At 74.0% G+C, this 18902-nt stretch carries 20 protein-coding genes; 4 read left to right on the forward strand and 16 right to left on the reverse strand.

Annotation, left to right across the window (positions count from 1 at the left end; genetic code table 11):
- Nucleotides 1–32 precede the first annotated feature (32 nt).
- Nucleotides 33–653: an NUDIX hydrolase gene (locus ACWPWV_RS03160; protein WP_454041504.1), complete on the reverse strand. Its 621-nt coding sequence runs from the start codon at nt 651–653 to the stop codon at nt 33–35.
- Between the two features lie 124 nt (nt 654–777).
- Here ACWPWV_RS03160 and ACWPWV_RS03165 point away from each other — a divergent pair, with 124 nt between their 5' ends.
- Nucleotides 778–1401: a uridine kinase family protein gene (locus ACWPWV_RS03165; RefSeq protein ID WP_454041505.1), complete on the forward strand. Its 624-nt coding sequence runs from the start codon at nt 778–780 to the stop codon at nt 1399–1401.
- Between the two features lie 12 nt (nt 1402–1413).
- On the opposite strand, the gene ACWPWV_RS03170 is transcribed toward ACWPWV_RS03165, so the two are convergent.
- The 9 genes from ACWPWV_RS03170 to ACWPWV_RS03210 form a co-directional block, all read right to left on the reverse strand.
- Nucleotides 1414–1809: a hypothetical protein gene (locus ACWPWV_RS03170; RefSeq protein WP_454041506.1), complete on the reverse strand. Its 396-nt coding sequence runs from the start codon at nt 1807–1809 to the stop codon at nt 1414–1416.
- Complete coding sequence (locus ACWPWV_RS03175; RefSeq protein ID WP_454041507.1) at nt 1806–2690, reverse strand: putative protein N(5)-glutamine methyltransferase; 885 nt, start codon at nt 2688–2690, stop codon at nt 1806–1808. Before ACWPWV_RS03175 ends, ACWPWV_RS03170 begins: the two co-directional genes overlap by 4 nt.
- Before the next feature lie 35 nt (nt 2691–2725).
- Nucleotides 2726–3142: a nuclear transport factor 2 family protein gene (locus tag ACWPWV_RS03180; protein ID WP_454041508.1), complete on the reverse strand. Its 417-nt coding sequence runs from the start codon at nt 3140–3142 to the stop codon at nt 2726–2728.
- Between the two features lie 175 nt (nt 3143–3317).
- Nucleotides 3318–4400, reverse strand: coding sequence for an LLM class flavin-dependent oxidoreductase (locus ACWPWV_RS03185; protein ID WP_454041509.1), 1083 nt, complete (start codon nt 4398–4400; stop codon nt 3318–3320).
- A complete protein-coding gene (locus tag ACWPWV_RS03190) occupies nt 4397–5842 on the reverse strand; it encodes an LLM class flavin-dependent oxidoreductase (protein WP_454041510.1) in 1446 nt (481 codons plus the stop codon). The genes ACWPWV_RS03185 and ACWPWV_RS03190 overlap by 4 nt, the downstream gene beginning before the upstream one ends.
- Nucleotides 5839–6678 carry an ATP-binding cassette domain-containing protein gene (locus ACWPWV_RS03195; RefSeq protein WP_454041511.1) on the reverse strand — a complete coding sequence of 280 codons (840 nt, stop codon included), beginning with the start codon at nt 6676–6678 and terminating at the stop codon, nt 5839–5841. Before ACWPWV_RS03195 ends, ACWPWV_RS03190 begins: the two co-directional genes overlap by 4 nt.
- The gene (locus tag ACWPWV_RS03200; RefSeq protein WP_454041512.1) at nt 6654–7514 is read right to left on the reverse strand and encodes an ABC transporter permease; all 861 of its coding nucleotides are present in this window, start codon (nt 7512–7514) and stop codon (nt 6654–6656) included. The genes ACWPWV_RS03195 and ACWPWV_RS03200 overlap by 25 nt, the downstream gene beginning before the upstream one ends.
- Nucleotides 7511–8692 carry an ABC transporter substrate-binding protein gene (locus ACWPWV_RS03205; protein ID WP_454041513.1) on the reverse strand — a complete coding sequence of 394 codons (1182 nt, stop codon included), beginning with the start codon at nt 8690–8692 and terminating at the stop codon, nt 7511–7513. Before ACWPWV_RS03205 ends, ACWPWV_RS03200 begins: the two co-directional genes overlap by 4 nt.
- 321 nt (nt 8693–9013) lie before the next feature.
- A complete protein-coding gene (locus tag ACWPWV_RS03210; RefSeq protein ID WP_454041514.1) occupies nt 9014–11581 on the reverse strand; it encodes an ATP-dependent Clp protease ATP-binding subunit in 2568 nt (855 codons plus the stop codon).
- 303 nt (nt 11582–11884) lie between these two features.
- Here ACWPWV_RS03210 and ACWPWV_RS03215 point away from each other — a divergent pair, with 303 nt between their 5' ends.
- Together ACWPWV_RS03215 and ACWPWV_RS03220 are read left to right on the forward strand one after the other, a co-directional pair.
- Nucleotides 11885–12532, forward strand: a complete 648-nt coding sequence (locus ACWPWV_RS03215) for a hypothetical protein (RefSeq protein WP_454041515.1) — start codon at nt 11885–11887, stop codon at nt 12530–12532.
- A 28-nt stretch (nt 12533–12560) separates the two neighbouring features.
- Nucleotides 12561–13511, forward strand: coding sequence for a universal stress protein (locus ACWPWV_RS03220; RefSeq protein WP_454041516.1), 951 nt, complete (start codon nt 12561–12563; stop codon nt 13509–13511).
- On the opposite strand, the gene ACWPWV_RS03225 is transcribed toward ACWPWV_RS03220, so the two are convergent.
- The 4 genes from ACWPWV_RS03225 to ACWPWV_RS03240 form a co-directional block, all read right to left on the reverse strand.
- On the reverse strand, nt 13456–13815 hold the full coding sequence (locus tag ACWPWV_RS03225) for a PDDEXK nuclease domain-containing protein (RefSeq protein ID WP_454041517.1): 360 nt from the start codon (nt 13813–13815) through the stop codon (nt 13456–13458). The genes ACWPWV_RS03220 and ACWPWV_RS03225 overlap by 56 nt on opposite strands.
- Nucleotides 13816–14040: 225 nt before the next feature.
- Entirely contained in the window at nt 14041–14838 is a 798-nt protein-coding gene (locus ACWPWV_RS03230) for a DUF427 domain-containing protein (RefSeq protein ID WP_454041518.1), read from the reverse strand.
- Entirely contained in the window at nt 14835–15248 is a 414-nt protein-coding gene (locus ACWPWV_RS03235; RefSeq protein ID WP_454041519.1) for a cupin domain-containing protein, read from the reverse strand. The genes ACWPWV_RS03230 and ACWPWV_RS03235 overlap by 4 nt, the downstream gene beginning before the upstream one ends.
- A 223-nt stretch (nt 15249–15471) precedes the next feature.
- A complete protein-coding gene (locus ACWPWV_RS03240; protein ID WP_454041520.1) occupies nt 15472–16065 on the reverse strand; it encodes a TetR/AcrR family transcriptional regulator in 594 nt (197 codons plus the stop codon).
- 120 nt (nt 16066–16185) lie between these two features.
- On the opposite strand from ACWPWV_RS03240, the gene ACWPWV_RS03245 reads away from it, so the two are divergent.
- Nucleotides 16186–16932 (forward strand): SDR family NAD(P)-dependent oxidoreductase, encoded by a 747-nt coding sequence (locus ACWPWV_RS03245; RefSeq protein ID WP_454041521.1) that lies wholly within the window; start codon nt 16186–16188, stop codon nt 16930–16932.
- A 64-nt stretch (nt 16933–16996) separates the two neighbouring features.
- Here the strand turns inward: ACWPWV_RS03245 and ACWPWV_RS03250 are convergent, their stop codons facing one another.
- Nucleotides 16997–17920 (reverse strand): alpha/beta fold hydrolase, encoded by a 924-nt coding sequence (locus ACWPWV_RS03250; RefSeq protein WP_454041522.1) that lies wholly within the window; start codon nt 17918–17920, stop codon nt 16997–16999.
- A 26-nt stretch (nt 17921–17946) separates the two neighbouring features.
- Nucleotides 17947–18678: an alpha/beta fold hydrolase gene (locus ACWPWV_RS03255; protein WP_454041523.1), complete on the reverse strand. Its 732-nt coding sequence runs from the start codon at nt 18676–18678 to the stop codon at nt 17947–17949.
- Nucleotides 18679–18902: the final 224 nt, after the last annotated feature.

An 18902-nucleotide genomic window follows, 5' to 3' on the forward strand; every position in this document is an offset into this window, starting at 1 on the left:
CCGACCGCGGTGCCGCCTCGCAGGCCGGGGTGCTACCCCGCGGCCCGACGGCGGTGGCGCACCTCCGCGAGGACGGTCGCCAGGCGCACGGGGAAGTCGGGCGGCGTGCCCGCCGGCAGGTCGTCGACGGCGAACCAGGCGACGTCCTCGCTCTCGTCGCTCACGACGGTCCCCGCGCTCGGGTCCGCGAACGCGACGAACCCCACGTCCCAGTGCGTGCGGCACGAGCCGAAGGCGGCGGCGAGGTCGTGCCGGTGCACGTCCAGCGGCGCGGCGGGCCCGCCGTCGTCCGGCTCGAACGGTCGCAGGTCCGCGAGGCCGCTCTCCTCGCGCGCCTCCCGGTACGCCGCGCCCGCGAGCGTCAGGTCGGCCGGCTCGGTGTGCCCGCCCACCTGCACCCAGAACTGCCCCTTGCGGTGGAAGCACAGCAGCACGCGGGTCAGGTCCGGGCTGAGCACGAAGCAGCTCGCCGTGAGGTGCTGCGGCCCGCCGTCCCGGCGCACGGCGTCGGGCCGGGCGGCGCCGTCGTCGTCCCGGACGAACGCGACGTACTCCGCCGCGAGCACGGACTGCGCCGGGTCGAGGGGCTGGAAGCGGCCGAGCCGACGGAGCGCGTCGAGCGCGAGGGCGGCGGCGGGGTCGGGTGAGGTCACCCGCGCAGGCTACGTCGCGATCGTCGCGACGCGACCTTCCGGTCCGGCTCCCGGCAGGTCCGGGGTCGAAGGTCACGCCCCGGCGGTGCCCGGCAGCGGGCCCGGCCTGAGAGGATGGATCCCCGTGAGCGACCCTGCCCTGTTCGACCTGCCGCCCGGTTCGCGCGAGGTGCCCACGCGCGTCGTGCTCCTCACGGGAGCGTCCGGCTCCGGCAAGACGTCGCTCACCCGGCGGCTCGGGCTCCCCGTCGTGGCGCTCGACGACTTCTACCTCGACCACGACCATCCCGGCCTCCCGCGGGCGTTCGGGATCGTCGACTGGGACGACCCGCGCAGCTGGGACGCCGACGGCGCGGTCGCCGCGCTCGTCGAGCTCGCGCGCACCGGGCACGCCGACGTGCCGGTCTACGACATCCCGACGTCGCGCCGCACCGGCACGACGCACGTCGACGTCACGGGCTCGCGGGTCGTGCTCGCCGAGGGCATCTTCGCCGCGGAGATCGTCGCGCGGTGCCGCGAGGAGGACGTGCTCGCGGACGCGATCTGCCTGCGCCGCCCGCGCCTCGTGTCGTTCTGGTTCCGGCTGCTGCGCGACCTCGCGGAGATGCGCAAGCCGCCGCTGACCCTCGTGCGGCGCGGCTGGGCGCTGCTGCGCGCGGAGCCCGGGCTCGTGCGGCACTGGGTGTCCCTCGGCTGCCGGGCGCTCACGCCGGCGCAGGCCGAGAAGGAGATCCGGTCGCTGCTCTGACGCACCGGGACCTCAGCGGTCGACGAGGCTGACGACCGCCTCGCGCGGACCGCCGCACTGCTCCCCGTACGGATGCTCCACGACGCGGAACCTCGGCTCGGCGGTCCGCATCTGGACCACCGCACCCGTCCCCGCCTCCGTCACGCGCACCTCGATCTCGTCCACCTCCCCCACGCTCCCGCGCCACACCGGCCCCTCCGGTTCCTCGTCCTCACCGACGGAGCAGTCCTCCACGGCCGGCGGGCAGGACACCTCCACCGCGTACAGGTCGCGCTCGGGCCACCCGTCGAACAACCGCACCTCGAGGACGGACCCGTACCCGACCCCCGGGCAGTCGACCGGTGAGGAGCACGCCGCACCGACGAGCGCCACGGGGAGCAGCACGGCGAGCGCGCGCGCCGGCCTCACGAGAACGTCCTGCCCGACGGGCCCGGTGCGGAGAGCGGACGCGTCCCCACGACGGCCGTCGCGCCGATCTCGTCGTCGCGCACCACGCGGACGGACAGCCCGGCGCTCTCGAGGACCTCGACGGCGCCCGCCGCCTGCGCCTCGCCCGACTCGGTGAGCAGGTGCCCGCCCGGGGCGAGCCACTCCCCCGCGACGGCCGCGACGCGGCGCAGGACGTCGAGCCCGTCCGCCCCGCCGTCGAGCGCGACGCGGTGCTCGTGGTCGCGGGCCTCGGGCGGGAGGTGCGCGATCTCGTCCGTCGGGACGTAGGGCACGTTCGCGAGGAGCACGTCCACCCGGCCGCGCAGCACGGTCGGGACGGGATAGAACAGGTCTCCCCCGTAGGTGACGCCGCCGACGGGCGCGACGTTGCGCGCCGCGCACGCGACGGCGTCCGGGTCGACGTCGGCTGCGTGGAGCTCCACGGGCGTCCCCGCGGCGGCGAGCTCGGTCGCGAGCGCGAGGCCGACCGCGCCGCTGCCGCAGCAGAGGTCGACGACGAGCGGCCTGCCCGGGTCCTGCCCGCCCGGGGCGGCCGACGAGGCCGGGCCGGGCGGCCGCCGTCGGGCCAGGAGCGCGAGCGCCTCCTCCACGAGGAGGCCCGTGCGGCGCCGGGGCACGAAGACGCCGGGCGAGACCTGCACGCGCAGGCCGCGGAACTCGGCCCAGCCGAGCACCTGCTCGAGAGGCTCGCCCGCGACCCGCCGCGAGACCAGGGCGTCGAGCGCGGCGTCCGACGCCGCGGCGTCGAGCAGGAGCGCCGCCTCGTCCTCGGCGAAGACGCAGCCGGCAGCGCGCAGCAGCGCGACGACGTCAGGCCGGTCGGCCGCGTGCGCACCCATGGCCGAGGACCCTACCGGCCTGGCGGGGGCATTGCTCACCCCACGGTGACCCACTCCGACCGCCAGGGCTGCGGCTCGAACGGCTCGGCCCACTGTGCGGTCTCGTGCGCGATCCTCCCGTCGCGCAGCTCGAAGACGAACACCGTCTCGAAGACGGGCCCGTCGTAGTCGAGCCGTGCCATCAGGACGGCCAGGTCGCCCGAGACGAGCACGCGCCACGGCGAGATGGTCGGCAGCTGCGGGAACGCCCCGTAGACGCCCCTTCGGTTCTCGGCGCCGACGACCTTCTCGCCGGACTGCGGCCAGTCCATCACGGCGTCGTCGTGGAACAACTCGTCCATGACGTTCACGTCGCGCGCGTTGATGCACTCGACCAGGCGCCGCACGACGGTGGCGTTCTCTTCCTCGTGGCGGTCCAGCGGTGTCCCGCCCGGACCTGTCGCGTCGACCATGGCCGTCCTCCGTCCCGCGTCTGCCGCGGACGTCGTCCGGACGGCGGCGAGCTGAGCAGGCGCACCTCTCCTCACGGCCATCGTCCTCCCCGGGGCGGGCACCGTCCACAGCACACGGGACGGCACCCGCCACCGGGCCGCACGGTGCGTCGACCGTTGCACGTGCGGTTCCCCGTCAGGCGCGCAGCAGCGGCAGGAGCTGTTCTCCCTGGCGCTCGATCTCGCGCAGGTACGGCGTGTCCGAGAGCACGAAGTGCGTGACGCCCAGGTCCTGGTACCGGCGCAGCGACTTCGCGACGTCCTGCGCCGAGCCGACGAGCCACGTCGTGCCGGCTCCCCCGCCGCCGAACCGCCCGGGCGTCGTCCACAGGTTCTCGTCGAGCACCTCGCCCCGCGCGGCGAGGTCGAGCAGCCGCTGCTGCCCGACGGCGGCCCGCCCGCCGCGGTCGCGCGCGGACCACGCGTCCCCCTGCGCGGCGCGGTCCGCGAGCTGCGCGACCTTGGCCTCGGCGTCGGCCCAGGCCTCCTCGGTCGTGTCGCGCACGAACGTCGTGACGCGCAGCCCGAACTCGAGCGGCGGGTGCTCGCGGCCCAGCTCCGCGCCGACCCTCCTCAGCCGGTCGATCCGCTCGGCGACCCCGTCCAGGGGCTCGCCCCAGAACAGCTGCACGTCCGCCTCGGTCGCGGCGACCCGTTCGGCGGCCTCCGACGCGCCGCCGAAGTAGAGCCGCGGGTGCTTGCGCTCGCCCCGGACCACGGGTCGCGGCCCGAGCCGCGACCCGGTGACGGAGAAGTGCTCCCCCTCGAAGGTGACCTCCTCCTGCGTCCACAGGCGCCGGACGACCTGGAGGAACTCCCGCGTCCGCGCGTACCGGTGCACGGGGTCGGCCTCGTCGTCCCCGTACGCCGCCTGGCCGTCCGACCCGGAGACGATGTTCACGAGGAGCCGGCCGCCGCTCAGGTGGTCGAGCGTCGCCGCGGCGGACGCGAAGTGCGCCGGTCGCCAGTACCCCGGTCGGATCGCGACGAGCGGGCGGAACGTCGTCGTGCGGGCCGCGAGCGCCGTGGCCACGGTGAACGTGTCGGGCCGCCCCCAGCTCGTCCCGAGCAGCGCCCCTCCCCAGCCGTGCCGCTCCAGGGCGTGCGCGTGGTGCGTGAGCGTGTCGAGGCTGTTGTGGTCCTCCACCGCGTCGTCGCCGCGGTGCCCGGGCCGGACCTGGTTGGGGACGTACCAGAGGTGCTCCGACGCGCCGCTCATGCCAGGGATCCAGCGAGATCCGGGATCACGGGCGCGGACACGTCCGTCGTCGGTGCCGACGCCGCCGCGTACCGGTTGGCGGGACGGTCGAGACCGTAGTGCTCGCGCAGCGTCGTGCCCTCGTACTCCTCGCGGAACAGGCCGCGCGCACGCAGCACGGGCAGCACGTGGTCGACGAACTGCTCGAGACCCGAGGGGAGCACGGCGGGCATGATGTTGAACCCGTCGGCGGCCTCGGCGTCGTACCAGTCCTGGATCGCGTCGGCGACCTGCTCGGGCGTGCCCGCGACCGTGCGGTGGCCGCGCCCGCCGCCGAGCCGCCCGATGAGCTCGCGCACGGTGAGCCGCTCGCGGCGCGCGAGCTCGACGACGAGCGTGTACCGGCTCTTCGCGCCCTCGATCTCGTCCTCGCTCGGCAGGTCGGCGGGCAGCTCGCGGTCGAGCGGGAGGTCCTCGGGTGCGAGGCGCAGCGTCCTCGCGAGCTGGGCGCGCGCGTACTCGGGGACGATGAGCTCGTCGAGCTCGCGCTCCGCCGCGAGCGCCTCGGCCTCGGTCGACCCGATGACGGGGACGATCCCCGGCAGGATCTTCACCGTCCCGGGGTCCCGGCCCACCGCCGCCGCCCGCGCCGTGAGGTCGGCGTAGAAGTCCCGGGCGTCGCCGAGCGTCTGGTGCGCCGTGAACACCGCCTCCGCGTACCGCGCCGCGAGGTCCTTGCCGTCCTCGGACGACCCGGCCTGCACGACGAGCGGCCGCGCCTGCGGCGAGCGCGGCGTCGTGAGGGCGCCGTGCACCGAGAAGTGCTCGCCGACGTGCCCCGGCGCGTGGATCTTCGCCGCGTCCGCCCACACGCCCGCCGCCTTGTCGGCGAGCACCGCGTCGTCCTCCCACGAGTCCCAGAGCTTGAACGCGACCTCGAGGAACTCCGCGGCACGCTCGTAGCGCACCGCGTGGGCGGGCTGGTCGTCGAGACCGAAGTTGCGCGCGATGTCCGGACCGGCCGTCGTCACGACGTTCCAGCCCGCGCGCCCGCCCGAGACGTGGTCGATCGACGCGAACCGCCGTGCGAGGTTGTACGGCGAGTTGTACGTCGTCGACGCGGTCGCGATGAGCCCGATGCGCTCGGTCACGGTCGCGATCGCGGTGAGCACGATCAACGGGTCGAGCGAGCCAGACGGGCGGCGGCCCACGTCCGACCGCAGCCCCGGCCCGTCGGCGAAGAAGATCGAGTCGAGCTTGCCCGCCTCGGCGGTCTGCGCGAGCCGCTGGAGGTGCGCGATGTTGGTGGACGTCCAGGCCGGGTCGCTCTCGGGGAGCCGCCACGACGCCTCGTGGTGCCCGGTGCTCATGAGGAACGCGTTGAGGTGCAGGCGTCCGGGGCGGTGTCCGTCGCGGCCGGCGGCGCGCGGGTCGCGGACGTGGCCGGCGATGTCGGTGGTCATGCGGCGTGCTCCTTCGTGTCGGCTCCGCGGTCGACGCCCAGGGCGTCGAGGAGCTCGGTGCGGATGCGGGCGAAGCGCGGGTCGGCGGCGTCGCGTCGCTCCCCGGTGCGGTAGCTCTGGTCGACGCGGCGTTCCCGGGCGATGCGGCCCTCGTCGAGCACGACGACGCGGTCCGCGAGGACGATCGCCTCGTCGACGTCGTGGGTCACGAGCAGTACGGCGGGCCGGTGCCGCGCGCACAGGTCGCGCAGCAGCGCGTGCATGCGGATGCGCGTGAGCGCGTCGAGCGCGCCGAACGGCTCGTCGGCGAGCAGGAGCCGCGGGGAGCGGACGAGCGACCGGGCGAGCGACACGCGCTGCTGCTCGCCGCCCGAGAGCTGGTTCGGCCACGCCCGCTCGCGGCCCGCGAGGCCGACCTCGGCGAGGCTCGCGCGTCCTGCCTCGCGCGCTGCGCTCCGTGACCGGGCCCGCGACGCGCCGTCGAGACCGAGGACGACGTTGTCGAGCACGCGTGCCCACGGCAGGAGCCGGGAGTCCTGGAAGACGACCGACACCTGCTCGGGCACCACGACCTCGCCCGACCCCGCGACGTCGTGGTCGAGCGCCGCGAGCGCGCGCAGGAGCGTGCTCTTGCCCGAGCCGGACCTGCCGAGGATCGCGACGAACTCGCCGTCGTCGACCGTGAGGTCCAGGTCGTCGAGGATGCGCTTCTCGCCGTACGACCGCACGAGCGAGCGGACCTGCACGGCAGGGCCACCCGCCGTCGGGCCGGGTGCCGCGCCCGGGCCGGGTGCCGCGCCGCGCGCCCCGGTCAGTCCTCCAGCGTGCGTCGCCATGACAGCACCTTCCTCTGCAGGAGGCGGACGCCGAGGTCCGCCGAGTAACCCAGGACCCCGTACACGACGAGACCGACGAGGATGATCTCGGTCTGCCCGTACGTGCGCGCGAGCTCCATCATGTAGCCGATCCCGGCGGTCGCGTTGACCTGCTCCACCACGACGAGCGCGAGCATCGACCCGGTGACCGCGAAGCGCAGCCCGAGGAAGAAGCCCGGCAGCGCGCCGGGCAGGATGACGCGGCGCACGAACTGCCGCCGCGAGAGCTGGACCGTCTCCGCGAGCTCGACGTACCGGCTGTCGATCGCCCGCAGGCCGTTGTGCGTGTGCAGGTAGATGGGGATGAAGACGCCGAGCGCGATGGTGATGACCTTCATCTCCTCGCCGATCCCGAACCACAGGATCAGCAGCGGCAGGAGGGCGAGGTTGGGGATCGCGCGCTTGACCTGGATCGGACCGTCGAGGACGGCGTCGCCCACCCGGCTGAGCCCGGCGGCGAGCGCGAGCGCCACGCCCGCGACGACGCCGAACGCGAGGCCGAGCGCGGCGCGCGTGAGCGAGACCGCGAGGTGCCCGCCGAGCCTGCCGTCCACGACCAGCTCGCCGCCCGTCGTCACGACGGTCCACGGCGCGCTGAGCACGCGCGGGTCGATGAGCCCGGTCGCGGACCCGACCGACCAGACCCCGACGATCAGCGCGACCCCGACGAGGGCGGCGAGCGGGATCGGGCGCCCGAGGCCGAGGCGCGTGCCGCGCGGGCGCACGTCCGTCGCGACGGGTGGTGCGTCGGCCCTCGGGACCAGCAGGTCCGCCCGGTCGACGACGGCGGCGCTCACCGGTCGCCCCCGCCGTCCGCCGCGGCGGCCGCGGCCCGGCCGGCGACGGGCCCGAAGCGCTCGTCGAACAGGTCCGCCGCCGGGAAGGGCTCGCGGTCGAGCTCGGCCGCGAGCAGGTCGATCGTCGCCTGTGTCCGCTCGATGCCCTCGGTGAGGTCCTCGGGGACGTCCGGCACCGGCGCGTGGTCGATGAGGTACTGCGCGTCCTCCTCGCTCAGGCCCTGGTCCTCGACGTAGTACCCCTGCTTCCACTCCTCGGGGTGCTCGAAGACCCAGACCCTCGCCGCCGCCCACGTCTCGACGTACTCGCGCAGCGCCGCGGCCTTCGCCGGGTCCTGGACCACCTCCGTCGGCCCGTACAGGTGGGACGCGTCGTCGCGCAGGTGGTGCTTGACGGACGTCGCGCCGTCGGCCTCGTACGTCCCCAGGTACCGGTAGAGCTGCGTGCCGCCCAGCGGGGCGATGTCCACCTCGCCCGCGGCGAGCGCCGTCGAGTACACGTCGCCCGTGCTCGGGAGCTCGACGAGCTCGACGTCGTCCTGCGTGAGACCTGCCTCCTGCAGCGCCTTGAGGACGATGGCGCCCTGCGCCTGGCCCGGGCTGAAGGCGATGCGGTGGCCGCGGAAGTCCTCGAGCGAGTCGAGCTCGACGCCGGGCGCGCCCGCGAACTCGTAGATCGGCACGTCCTCCCAGTTGTCGCGGTAGACCGACGCGTAGATCTGCACGTCCAGGCCGGTCCACGTCGCGTGGATCGGCGGGATCTCGGCGACGGCGCCGATGTCGAGCGAGTCGGCGCGGAACGCCTCCGTCGTCGCGGGGCCGCCGGAGATGTTGGCCCACTCGACCTCGAACGAGAAGTCGCCGTCGAGCTCGTCACCCGCGAGCTCGATCGCCTTCTGGGTCGTCGGGTCGCCGATGCGCAGGACCGTCCCCTCCGGCACCTCGGTCGGCAGCTCGGCGTCCGGGGCGAGCGCGCCGGCCGGGGCGTCGTCGGACGCCTGGGCCGCGCCGCACGCCCCGGTCGCGAGCACCGCGGCGAGGGCGAGGGCGGCGAGCGCGACGGGGCGCGGGCCGCGGGCCGGGGTACGCAGCGGCTCCCTGTTCAGCGGCTCGGGGCCCGGCGGGCTCTGGTGCGGCGGGTCCTGGTCCAGCGGTGCGGAGCGGTGGCGCTCGGTCATGTCAGGTCCTCTCGGTGCGGGTCGGCGGGGGCACGGTGCGCCCGTGGTGGGCGCGCTCGAGAGGGCGACAGCGGGTGGGTGCGACGGTCGGCGTGGTGGTCGTCATGGGCACGACGCTAGGTAAAGACGACTAGATCGGTCCAGATTGTTCTGAGGGATGAGCCGTTGTAACGCTGCGTGAACGGGCCCGGCACGGGAGCGGGTACGACGACGGCCCCGGCCCTCCCGCAGGAGGTCCGGGGCCGTCGTGGTCAGGCCGGGAGGACGAGAGGCGGACCGGCGTGACCGGTCCGCCGTCGCGTCAGGCGAGGCGGGAGCGTGTCACTCCGCGCCGGCCTGCAGCTCGCCGGTCGGCGGGAGGTCGCGCACCGAGACGCCGGTCGGCGCGTCGAGCGCGGCGGCCGCACCCACGCTCACCGGACCGCGGTCGTGCTCGCCCTTGGAGACACCCCGGAAGGTGAACTCCCCGAGCAGGCCCTCGCCCTCCGCGTCGACCAGGACGATCTCGCCGGCCTTGAGCTCGCCGAACAGGATCTTCTCGGACAGGACGTCCTCGATGTCGCGCTGGATCGCGCGGCGCAGCGGACGAGCGCCCAGGACCGGGTCGTAGCCCTTCTCGGCGAGCAGGCGCTTCGCCGCCGGGGTGAGCTCGATGCCCATGTCCTTGTCCCGCAGACGCGAGTCGAGACGCGCGATCATCAGGTCGACGATCTGGATGATCTCGTCCTGCGAGAGCTGCGGGAACACCACCACGTCGTCGACGCGGTTGAGGAACTCGGGCCGGAAGTGCTGCTTGAGCTCGTCGTTGACCTTCGCCTTCATGCGCTCGTACGACGTCACCAGGTCGCCGCCGGCGTTGAAGCCGGTCTGGACGCCCTTGGCGATGTCCCGCGTGCCGAGGTTGGTCGTCATGATGATGACGGTGTTCTTGAAGTCCACGACGCGGCCCTGCGAGTCGGTCAGGCGACCGTCCTCGAGGATCTGCAGGAGCGAGTTGAAGATGTCCGCGTGGGCCTTCTCCACCTCGTCGAACAGGACGACCGAGAACGGCTTGCGCCGCACCTTCTCGGTGAGCTGGCCGCCCTCGTCGTACCCGACGTAGCCGGGGGGTGAGCCGAACAGCCGCGAGACCGTGTGCTTCTCGGAGAACTCCGACATGTCGAGCTGGATGAGCGCGTCCTCGTCCCCGAAGAGGAACTCGGCCAGCGCCTTGGCCAGCTCGGTCTTCCCGACGCCCGTGGGGCCGGCGAAGATGAACGACCCACCGGGGCGCTTCGGGTCCTTGAGGCCGGCACGCGTACGGCGGATGGCCTGCGACAGCGCCTTGATCGCGGCCTCCTGGCCGACGACGCGCTTGTGCAGCTCGTCCTCCATGTGGAGCAGGCGGCTGGACTCCTCCTCGGTGAGCTTGAAGACCGGGATGCCCGTGGCCATGGCCAGGACCTCGGCGATCAGCTCCTCGTCCACCTCCGCGACCGTGTCGAGGTCGCCCGACTTCCAGGCCTTCTCCTTGTCGGCGCGCTTCGCGGTGAGCTGCTTCTCCGTGTCGCGCAGGCCCGCGGCCTTCTCGAAGTCCTGGGCGTCGATCGCGGACTCCTTCTCGCGCCGCGCCTCGGCGATCTCCTCGTCGAGCTCCTTGAGCTCCGGCGGGGCCGTCATGCGGCGGATGCGCAGGCGCGCGCCCGCCTCGTCGATGAGGTCGATCGCCTTGTCGGGCAGGAAGCGGTCGTTGATGTAGCGGTCGGCGAGCGTGGCCGCGGAGACGAGCGCGGAGTCCGTGATGGACACGCGGTGGTGCGCCTCGTAGCGGTCGCGCAGACCCTTGAGGATCTCGATCGCGTGCGTGAGCGACGGCTCGGCGACCTGGATCGGCTGGAAGCGGCGCTCCAGGGCCGGGTCCTTCTCGACGTGCTTGCGGTACTCGTCGAGCGTCGTGGCGCCGATGGTCTGCAGCTCTCCGCGCGCGAGCATCGGCTTGAGGATGCTCGCGGCGTCGATCGCGCCCTCGGCGGCACCGGCACCGACGAGCGTGTGGATCTCGTCGATGAACAGGATGATGTCGCCGCGCGTGCGGATCTCCTTGAGCACCTTCTTGAGGCGCTCCTCGAAGTCGCCGCGGTAGCGCGAGCCGGCCACGAGGGCGCCCAGGTCCAGCGTGTAGAGCTGCTTGTCCTTGAGCGTCTCCGGGACGTCGCCGCGGACGATGTCCTGCGCGAGGCCCTCGACGACGGCGGTCTTGCCGACGCCGGGCTCGCCGATGAGGACGGGGTTGTTCTTGGTGCGGCGGCTCAGCACCTGCATGACGCGCTCGATCTCGAGCGCGCGGCCGATGACCGGGTCGAGCTTGCCCTCGCGCGCGGCCTGGGTCAGGTTGCGCCCGAACTGGTCGAGCACCGCGGACCCCGACGGCTGGCCCTCGGTGGGACCGCCGGCGGCGACGGGCTCCTTGCCCTGGTAGCCCGACAGCAGCTGGATGACCTGCTGGCGCACCTTGTTGAGGTCGGCGCCCATCTTGGTGAGCACCTGGGCGGCGACGCCCTCGCCCTCGCGGATCAGCCCGAGCAGGATGTGCTCGGTCCCGATGTAGTTGTGGCCGAGCTGCAGCGCCTCGCGCAGCGACAGCTCCAGCACCTTCTTGGCACGCGGCGTGAACGGGATGTGCCCGCTCGGGGCCTGCTGGCCCTCGCCGATGATCTCGGTCACCTGGGTGCGGACGCCGTCCAGGGAGATCCCGAGGGACTCCAAGGCCTTGGCCGCGACGCCCTCGCCCTCGTGGATGAGGCCGAGGAGGATGTGCTCGGTGCCGATGTAGTTGTGGTTGAGCATCCGCGCCTCTTCCTGGGCGAGGACGACGACCCGACGGGCTCGGTCTGTGAATCTCTCGAACATGTGCTGCTCCTCACGAGCGGCCTACACCTGCGCACCGACGTCCCTGGCCTCCAGGAATCGCCGAGTACAGCCTGACCGCATTGACTCTATGCGGTCCGAACGAGGCACACCCCCTCCGTATGCCGATGTTCGCCAGGGGCGTGATTGAGGGGTCACGCCGTGACCTGCGGTGCTCCCGGGCACGCACGGCAGGACCCGTCGGACGCCCCGGCGCGCACGACACGCGCGCCGGGCGTTGACCGCGCCCGTCGGCGACGGCAGGCTCGGGGTGCGGCCCCCGCACCGGCAGAAGGGTGGGCGATCATGACGCACGGACCTGACCAGCAGCCCGAGGAGCCGGCCGCGCGCCGCGAGCACGGCGCCGTCGGGCGCCCCGACGGGACCCCGGCGACGTGGGAGCAGGTGGTCGACCGGTTCCACGGCGTCGTCGCCGAGGTCGCCGACCCGCTCACCTGGGGCCTCGACCTCGACGAGGAGACCATCACCGGCGTCGGCGACGGGACCCACGACCCCACGGACGAGCGGTTCCTGCGCTCCTACGTGTCCTTCACCGGGGAGACGCTCGACGTCGAGACGCTGCGCCTCGGCGCCGCCGACGACGAGCAGGCCACCGAGATCCTGCGGACCGCCCTGAGCGGAGCGCTCGCCGCGCCGCTGCACGCGGACTCCGCCGACGACGACTTCCTCGACTCCTACCAGGAGTACCGGGCGGCCATGCGCGCGATCGTCGAGGAGGTCGAGACCGCCCCGCTCACACGCGGGCCCTTCGTGGTCGACGGCGCCGCGCTGCCCGGCCTGCACGCCCGCGTGCGGGACAGCGCCGCGGTGTACGTGGTGGTCGAGGACCGGGCGGTCGTGATCGCCGGGCCGGGGGACCTGCTGGAGCGGGTCGACGTGGTGACCGCTCCCCTGCGCGCGATCCTCCACGGCGAGGACCACGGAGAGCTCTGAACGGTTGCTGGGACACGGAGGTGGCGCGGTGCGCGGTGTGATCGTCGGTGTGGACGGGTCCGAGGGGTCGGACGAGGCGCTCGACTGGGCCCTGCGCGAGGCCGCGACCCGCATCGCGCGCCTCACCGCGGTGCTCGCGTGGGACCCGGGACGCCACGCCGGCCGCGACGACACGGGCGACGACGACGAGCGGGGCGCCCGGCGGCGGGACGCGGTCGCCGGCTGGGTCGAGGCGGCGCGCGAGCGCACGGGGCTCGGAGCGCAGGACGTCGAGGTCGTCGCCACGGAGGTCCGCGGCAACGCCGCGACGTCCCTGCTCGCGCTCGCGGAGGGCGAGAGCGGGCCGGAGGGCGACGTCGACGGTGACGGCGGTGCCGAGGACGGCCCCGCCGACCTGCTCGTGGTCGGTCGCTGCGGACGCGGCCGCGTCAGCCGCATGGTGCTCGGCTCCGTGCCGTCGGCCGTCCTGCAGCACGCGACGGTGCCCGTCGCGGTCGTCCGCGGCACCGCGAACCGGTCAGGACCGGTCGTCGTCGGGGTCGACGGCTCGTCCACGTCCGTGCACGCGCTGCGGCACGGGGCCGACGTCGCGCGCCGGACCGGTGCGACGCTCGAGGCGCTGTTCTGCTGGCAGATCGTCACGCTCGCCCCGCTGCCCGACTCGTGGGGCTGGGCGCCGCCGATCGACGACTACGAGTCCTTCGCCGCCGCGACGCTCGACACCGCGCTCGAGACGGCAGGCATCGACCTGCCCGACGACCGCGTCGTCCGCACGGTCCGGCACGTGCAGGCCGCGAAGGGCGTCATCGAGGCGTCGTCGCACGCGTCCCGTCTCGTGCTCGGCAACCGCGGCGTGGGCGGGTTCGACCGCCTCCTCCTCGGCTCGGTGAGCCGGCACGCCACGGAGTACGCGCACTGCCCCGTCACCGTCGTGCGACCACCCGACGCGACGCACCCGTCGGGCACCACGGAACTCTGAACCCGGCCGGAGCGCTCGTGGCTCTGCCGCCTTGCCGGGCCCTTGACGACGAACCGCGAGAGGACCAGTTCCCGAATTCCTCGACCCGGTCGCTCGCGTCGCCGGGCGCGGTGAGGCGCACCTGACGCCCGACGAACGCCATGCCCCGCCCGAGCTCGAGCATCGTGTCCTGCGGCCGGTCCATCAGCGCGTGCTCGACGTCACGCTCCGCGATGCGCTCGACCAGGCCCAGATGCCCGAGCACGTACGGGTCCTTCACCAGCTGCTGCGCCAGCTCGGGGTCCGGAGCCTCGAGCTCACGCACGCGACCACCCGTGCTCGGCGGCACTCGCGGCGTACCAGTCCCGCTCCTCGCGAGTCCTCAGCCGGCCGAGCAGCACTGTCACGTGGCGCCACGGCAATCGTCCACCAACCTGGTGGAGGAACTCGTCGACCGCGGACGCAGTCTCCGGAGCACCGGCCCCATCCGGCGGCGCCTCGGCCGCACCTCGACAGGACGAGCAGCTCGCACCTGGCGGTGAGTCCGGCGTCAGCGCTGGTCCGCACTGCGCGTGCCGACCGGGCGCCACGGATCGACCGGTGCGTCGAGCCGCCGCCCGTCGAGCACGATGTCGACGTCCTCGTTGAAGAACGCGACGAGCCCGGCGACGCGCTCTCCCTCCGGCAGAGGCTCGGGGAGCGTCCAGGCAAGGTCGCGGACGAGCCGCCCGCCGACCCGGGCGGAGAGGTATGCCGCCCGTCCTTTGTAGGCGCAGGCGGTGCGGGTGTCGCTCGGCTCGAGCTGGACGACGACGTCCTCACGCGGCAGGTAGTAGCGCGTGGGCAGCAGCGTCTCGAAGAGCATCATCACCCGCGACGACTCCGCGAGGAGGTGACCGTCCAGCTCGAGTCGGACGTGACGCGAGCTCGCGCGCACGTCGATCCGGTGGAACGGGTCGTGCGGGTGGGCCGAGATCGCCTCGTCCTCTTCGTACCAGGCGTCGAACGACGTGAAGTCGAGGAGGACGTAGCCGGCCAGGTCCGGGTCGTCGAGCCGCAGCCCAGACCCGTTGCGGCCCTCGCCGATCACGAGAACCGGTTCGCCGTCGGCGGTGTGGGCCGCCCGCCCGTCGCGGTCCTGGGGAGGTGCGGGAGACAGGCCGGTGCGGATGTCCGCTTCGGGCACGGCGTAGGCAGGTACGACCTGGCCGGGCTCCCACACCAGCACGGCCTGGACGCTGTCGACGACGATCGCGCCGGCGAGCGCGGCGCGCACCCGCACGGCGGTCGGCTCGTGCCGTAGCTCGCCGACGACCGCGGTCAGCCGGCCACGGAGAAGGGTGCTCATCGTCCCTCCCGCGCGGCGCCGCGGTCCTGGCGACGCCCCAGCTCGGCCTCGTCCACCAGGGCGAACATCGGCTCGCCCGGGGGGCACAGGCAGGTGACCAGGAACCGCAGCGGGACGTCGTCACGGTTGTTGCCGTCCTGGTAGTGGATGAGGTCGCCGCCCGGCTCCCAGAACGCCTCGCCTGCTCGGACGACCCGCTCGGGCTCACCCTCGAGCTCCATCAGCATCTCGCCCTCGAGCACGACGCCGAAGGCGGGCCCGGGGTGGCGGTGCGGCGGCGCGCCCCCGTCCCCGGGCGGGTACTCGACGACCAGCGTCATCGCGTGCGCACCGTCGGGGATGAACGGTGGCGCGGCGTCCTGCAGCATCGTCTGTGCGGTCTTCCACGCTTCTGACCTGGGCTTTCCCACGATGCTCTCCTCTGCTTCGTCGCGGACCGGCCGAACCGGTCGTCGCGGGTGATCGTGCCGTCGTGAGGCACGGACGGAGGCCACGCCGGCCCGTCATCCGGTTCGACAAGGCGGCCGCCCGGGGTGTGACGTCGCGCGGCGTCGGTCACCCGACGGGGCACGGGCGGGACGCCCATCGGGCCTCAGCGGGCGGTCAGACCACCAGTCCCGACGCAGGGAGCGATCAGTCCCGCTCGCCATCCCCCGCCAGCCGACCAGACTCGCCTGGTCCTCGGCCGTCTGGTCGCAGCCCTTCCGTCAGGAGGGAGAGGAAGAACGGCCAGCGGGCCGGGTCACCCGTCGCCGTCGCGCCCTGGAAGGCGGCCGTCATCAGCCCGACGACGTCGCGACCCGTGAGGTCCGCACGTGCGACGCCCGCCTCCCGGGCGCGGCGCGCCAGGAGCTCGGAGATCTCCTCCAGGCGCTCTCGGCGCTCGCTCAGCTCAGGCATCGTGATCTCCGCCGACGCCGCGACCTGGCAGAACGCACGATCGCTGGCCTGCAGCTCGATCCCGGCGACGACGAACTGGCGCAGCGCGTCGAGCGGGTCAGGCGCGTCGAGCAGTCCCTCGGCTCGCCGAGCGAGGTCGTCCACCAGGCCTGCCACGACCGTCGAGACGAGCTCCTCCTTGGAGGCGAAGTGACGGAAGACCGTGCCCTTGGCGACGCCGGCCTCCTGGGCGATCGCCGCCACGGGCACCTCGAGCCCCGACTCGGCCAGGACCCGCCCAGCCGCCGCGACGAGGGCGTGCCGGTTCCGTACCGCGTCGGACCGCATGGCACCACCTCCAGTGCACGAGACCCTACCAGTGAAAGTGACTTGGCGGTCATCTTCGGTGCTACCCTCGACGCAAGATGACCAGCCGGTCATCTTGTCGCGGATGACGAGGAGCGGGACATGGGCACGGACATGACGGAACGCCGCGCGCTGGTGGTCGGGGCGTCGTCGGGCATCGGGGCGGCGATCGCGGTGGCGTTCGCCGGAGCGGGGGCGCGGGTCGTCGCGGCGGGGCGCCGGTTCGGCCGGCTCCAGGAGGTGGCTGCTCGGGCGGGCGAGCTGTCCGGCACCATCACGCCGGTGGAGCTCGACGTCGCCGAGGAGGCCTCGGCGCGTGCGGGCGTCGCGGCGGCCGTGCAGGAGCTGGGTGGGCTCGACGTCGTCGTGAACAACGCCGGCGTGATGCTCAGCGGCCCGGTACGGACCGCCGACCCGGCCGAGTGGGAGCGCATGACACGCACCAACCTGCTCGGGACGCTGCACGTCTCGCACGCGGCGCTGCCGCACCTGGTGGCGAGCCGGGGCACGCTCGTGCAGACGTCCTCGACGTCGGGGCGGACGGCGTCGGCCGGCTCGGGCGTGTACGCGGCCACCAAGCACGGCGTCAACGCCTTCTCCGAGGCCCTTCGCCAGGAGGTCGCGTCGCAGGGTGTGCGGGTGGTCGTCGTCGAACCGGGGATGGTCGCCACCGAGCTCGCGGACCACATCACCGACCCGGCCATGCGCGAGATGGCCGCCCAGATCTACGGGGGGATCCGGGTGCTGGACCCCGAGGACGTCGCTGACGCCGTGCTGTTCGCGGTGACGCGACCGGCGCACGTGTCGGTCAACGAGATCCTGCTGCGGCCGACGGCTCAGGTGCCATGAGACGTCGGAGCGGCTGTGCCGTCGAGGACCCGAACACGCCGAGATGGCCCCGCTCGGGCCGGCGTCATCCCTCGGCGCCGCGCCGGGCCAGGTCGAGGACGGCGCGCGCGAACGCGTCGGGCGCCTCCGCGGGCAGGTCGTGGCCGGCGTGGGGCACCTGCCGGTGCTCACGCGGGCCGCCGAAGAACCGGGCCGTCGCCGACCCGTCGGTCGCGGGGAAGTTGCCGTCGGCGAGTCCGTCGAGGGTGATGGTCGGGACGTCGATCCGGGGCAGCGCGGCGAGGCGTCGCTCGACGTCCTCGTACGCCGGGTCGCCCGGCGCGAGGCCGAGCCGGTGGCGGTAGGAGTGGATGACGACGTCGACGTGGTCGGGGTTGTCGAAGGCCTCTGCGGCCCGCGCGATCTCGGCGTCGGTGAAGGAGCGCTCGGGCGAGTTGCGCGCCCACAGGACGCGGGCGATCTCGCTGCGGTTCTGGGTGAGCCCGCGCTTCCCGCGCTCGGTCGTGTAGTACCAGAAGTACCAGAACCCGGCTTCCAGGTCGGGACGGATCGGCGTCTGGGCGGCGGCGACGTCCTGCACGAGGTAGCCGTTCACGGAGACGAGGCCGTGGACGCGCCCCGGCCAGAGGGCCGCGACGACGCATGCGGCGCGGCCGCCCCAGTCGTACCCGGCGAGCACGGCCGAGCCGATGCCGAGCGCGTCGAGGAGCGCGACGAGGTCGGAGCCCAGTGCGCCCTGCTGGCCCGAGCGCATCGTGCCGGGGTCGCGGAACGTCGTCGGGCCGTGGCCGCGCAGGTAGGGCACGACGACACGCAGCCCTTCGGCGGCCAGGACGGGCACGACGTCCACGTAGCTGTGCACGTCGTACGGGTAGCCGTGCAGGAGCACCACGGGGGGTCCGGCGGGGTCGCCCGCCTCCACGTACCCGACGGTGAGCGGTCCGGCGTCGACCGTCGAGACCGGTCCGAGCGCGGTGGTGGTGATCATCGTCGCCTCCTCTCGTCCGCGCGCCGTCAGGCTGCGACGGCGCGCGTCGCGGCGAGGGCGTCCAGCACGGTGCGGGCCACCCGTTCCGGGGCGGAGACCGCGACGGCGTGCGACGCGCCCGCCACCTCGTCCACCCCGCGCGCGGCGGAACGCTCGGCCATCCACCGGTGCGCTGCGACCGGGATGTTGCGGTCCTCGGAGCCGAAGACGAACCACGACGGCACGCTCTTCCAGGCCGGCGTGCCGGCGAGCAGCGCCTGGTTGAGCGCGACGTCCGTGACCGGGCGCTGCGTCCGGGCGGCGACGTATGCGGCCTCCTCCGGCACGTCCGCGGCGAACTGCGCGTGATAGGCGTCCGGGCGGATCCAGAGGTCGTCGACGTCGTCGACGAGGGACGTGCTCTCGAGCGCGTCGGCGAGCGTGCTGCCGGGGAACCGCCCGGCGAGGTCGGCTGCGCTCTCGCCGGTGTCCGGGGCGAACGCGGCGACGTAGACGAGGCCCGCGACGTCGCCCAGCCCTTCGGCCGCCGCCTCCGTGACGACCATGCCGGCGTAGGAGTGCCCGACGAGCACGAGCGGACGCCCGGCGTCGCCGACCGCGTCGCGCACGTACTGCGCGTCCGTCACGACGCTGCGCAGGGGGTTCGCGAGGGCGAGGGTGTCGACGTCGTGCGCACGGAGCCGGGCGATCACGCCCGACCAGCTCGCGGACTCGGCGAACGCGCCGTGCAGCAGCACGACGAGCGGGTTCTCGGGCATGGCGCTCTCCTCCGTCGGTCGGCGGACGGGTTCGGGCGGACCGCCCGACGTCCTGACGACCGTTCGACCGAGGAGGGCGCCCGGGCGTGACACCGGCGCGGCCCGGTCCCTGCGCGGCCCACGCTTCCGTGACCCGGTGGGAGCGCACCGCCACGCCCACGAGGGCGCGATCTCGGACGCGGCAGCGGCCGACCGGCGGGAGGGTCCGGTGGCGGGTGGGACCA

This window comes from Cellulosimicrobium sp. Marseille-Q8652 (assembly GCF_965112045.1).

Bases quoted from the DNA above. Each gene is read 5' to 3' on its own strand.
- ACWPWV_RS03175 (WP_454041507.1), bottom strand. From the start codon at position 2,690: ATGGGTGCGCACGCGGCCGACCGGCCTGACGTCGTCGCGCTGCTGCGC.
- ACWPWV_RS03180 (WP_454041508.1), bottom strand. From the start codon at position 3,142: ATGGTCGACGCGACAGGTCCGGGCGGGACACCGCTGGACCGCCACGAG.
- ACWPWV_RS03185 (WP_454041509.1), bottom strand. From the start codon at position 4,400: ATGAGCGGCGCGTCGGAGCACCTCTGGTACGTCCCCAACCAGGTCCGG.
- ACWPWV_RS03190 (WP_454041510.1), bottom strand. From the start codon at position 5,842: ATGACCACCGACATCGCCGGCCACGTCCGCGACCCGCGCGCCGCCGGC.
- ACWPWV_RS03195 (WP_454041511.1), bottom strand. From the start codon at position 6,678: ATGGCGACGCACGCTGGAGGACTGACCGGGGCGCGCGGCGCGGCACCC.
- ACWPWV_RS03205 (WP_454041513.1), bottom strand. From the start codon at position 8,692: ATGACCGAGCGCCACCGCTCCGCACCGCTGGACCAGGACCCGCCGCAC.
- ACWPWV_RS03210 (WP_454041514.1), bottom strand. From the start codon at position 11,581: ATGTTCGAGAGATTCACAGACCGAGCCCGTCGGGTCGTCGTCCTCGCC.
- ACWPWV_RS03215 (WP_454041515.1), top strand. From the start codon at position 11,885: ATGACGCACGGACCTGACCAGCAGCCCGAGGAGCCGGCCGCGCGCCGC.
- ACWPWV_RS03230 (WP_454041518.1), bottom strand. From the start codon at position 14,838: ATGAGCACCCTTCTCCGTGGCCGGCTGACCGCGGTCGTCGGCGAGCTA.
- ACWPWV_RS03240 (WP_454041520.1), bottom strand. From the start codon at position 16,065: ATGCGGTCCGACGCGGTACGGAACCGGCACGCCCTCGTCGCGGCGGCT.
- ACWPWV_RS03245 (WP_454041521.1), top strand. From the start codon at position 16,186: ATGGGCACGGACATGACGGAACGCCGCGCGCTGGTGGTCGGGGCGTCG.
- ACWPWV_RS03250 (WP_454041522.1), bottom strand. From the start codon at position 17,920: ATGATCACCACCACCGCGCTCGGACCGGTCTCGACGGTCGACGCCGGA.
- ACWPWV_RS03255 (WP_454041523.1), bottom strand. From the start codon at position 18,678: ATGCCCGAGAACCCGCTCGTCGTGCTGCTGCACGGCGCGTTCGCCGAG.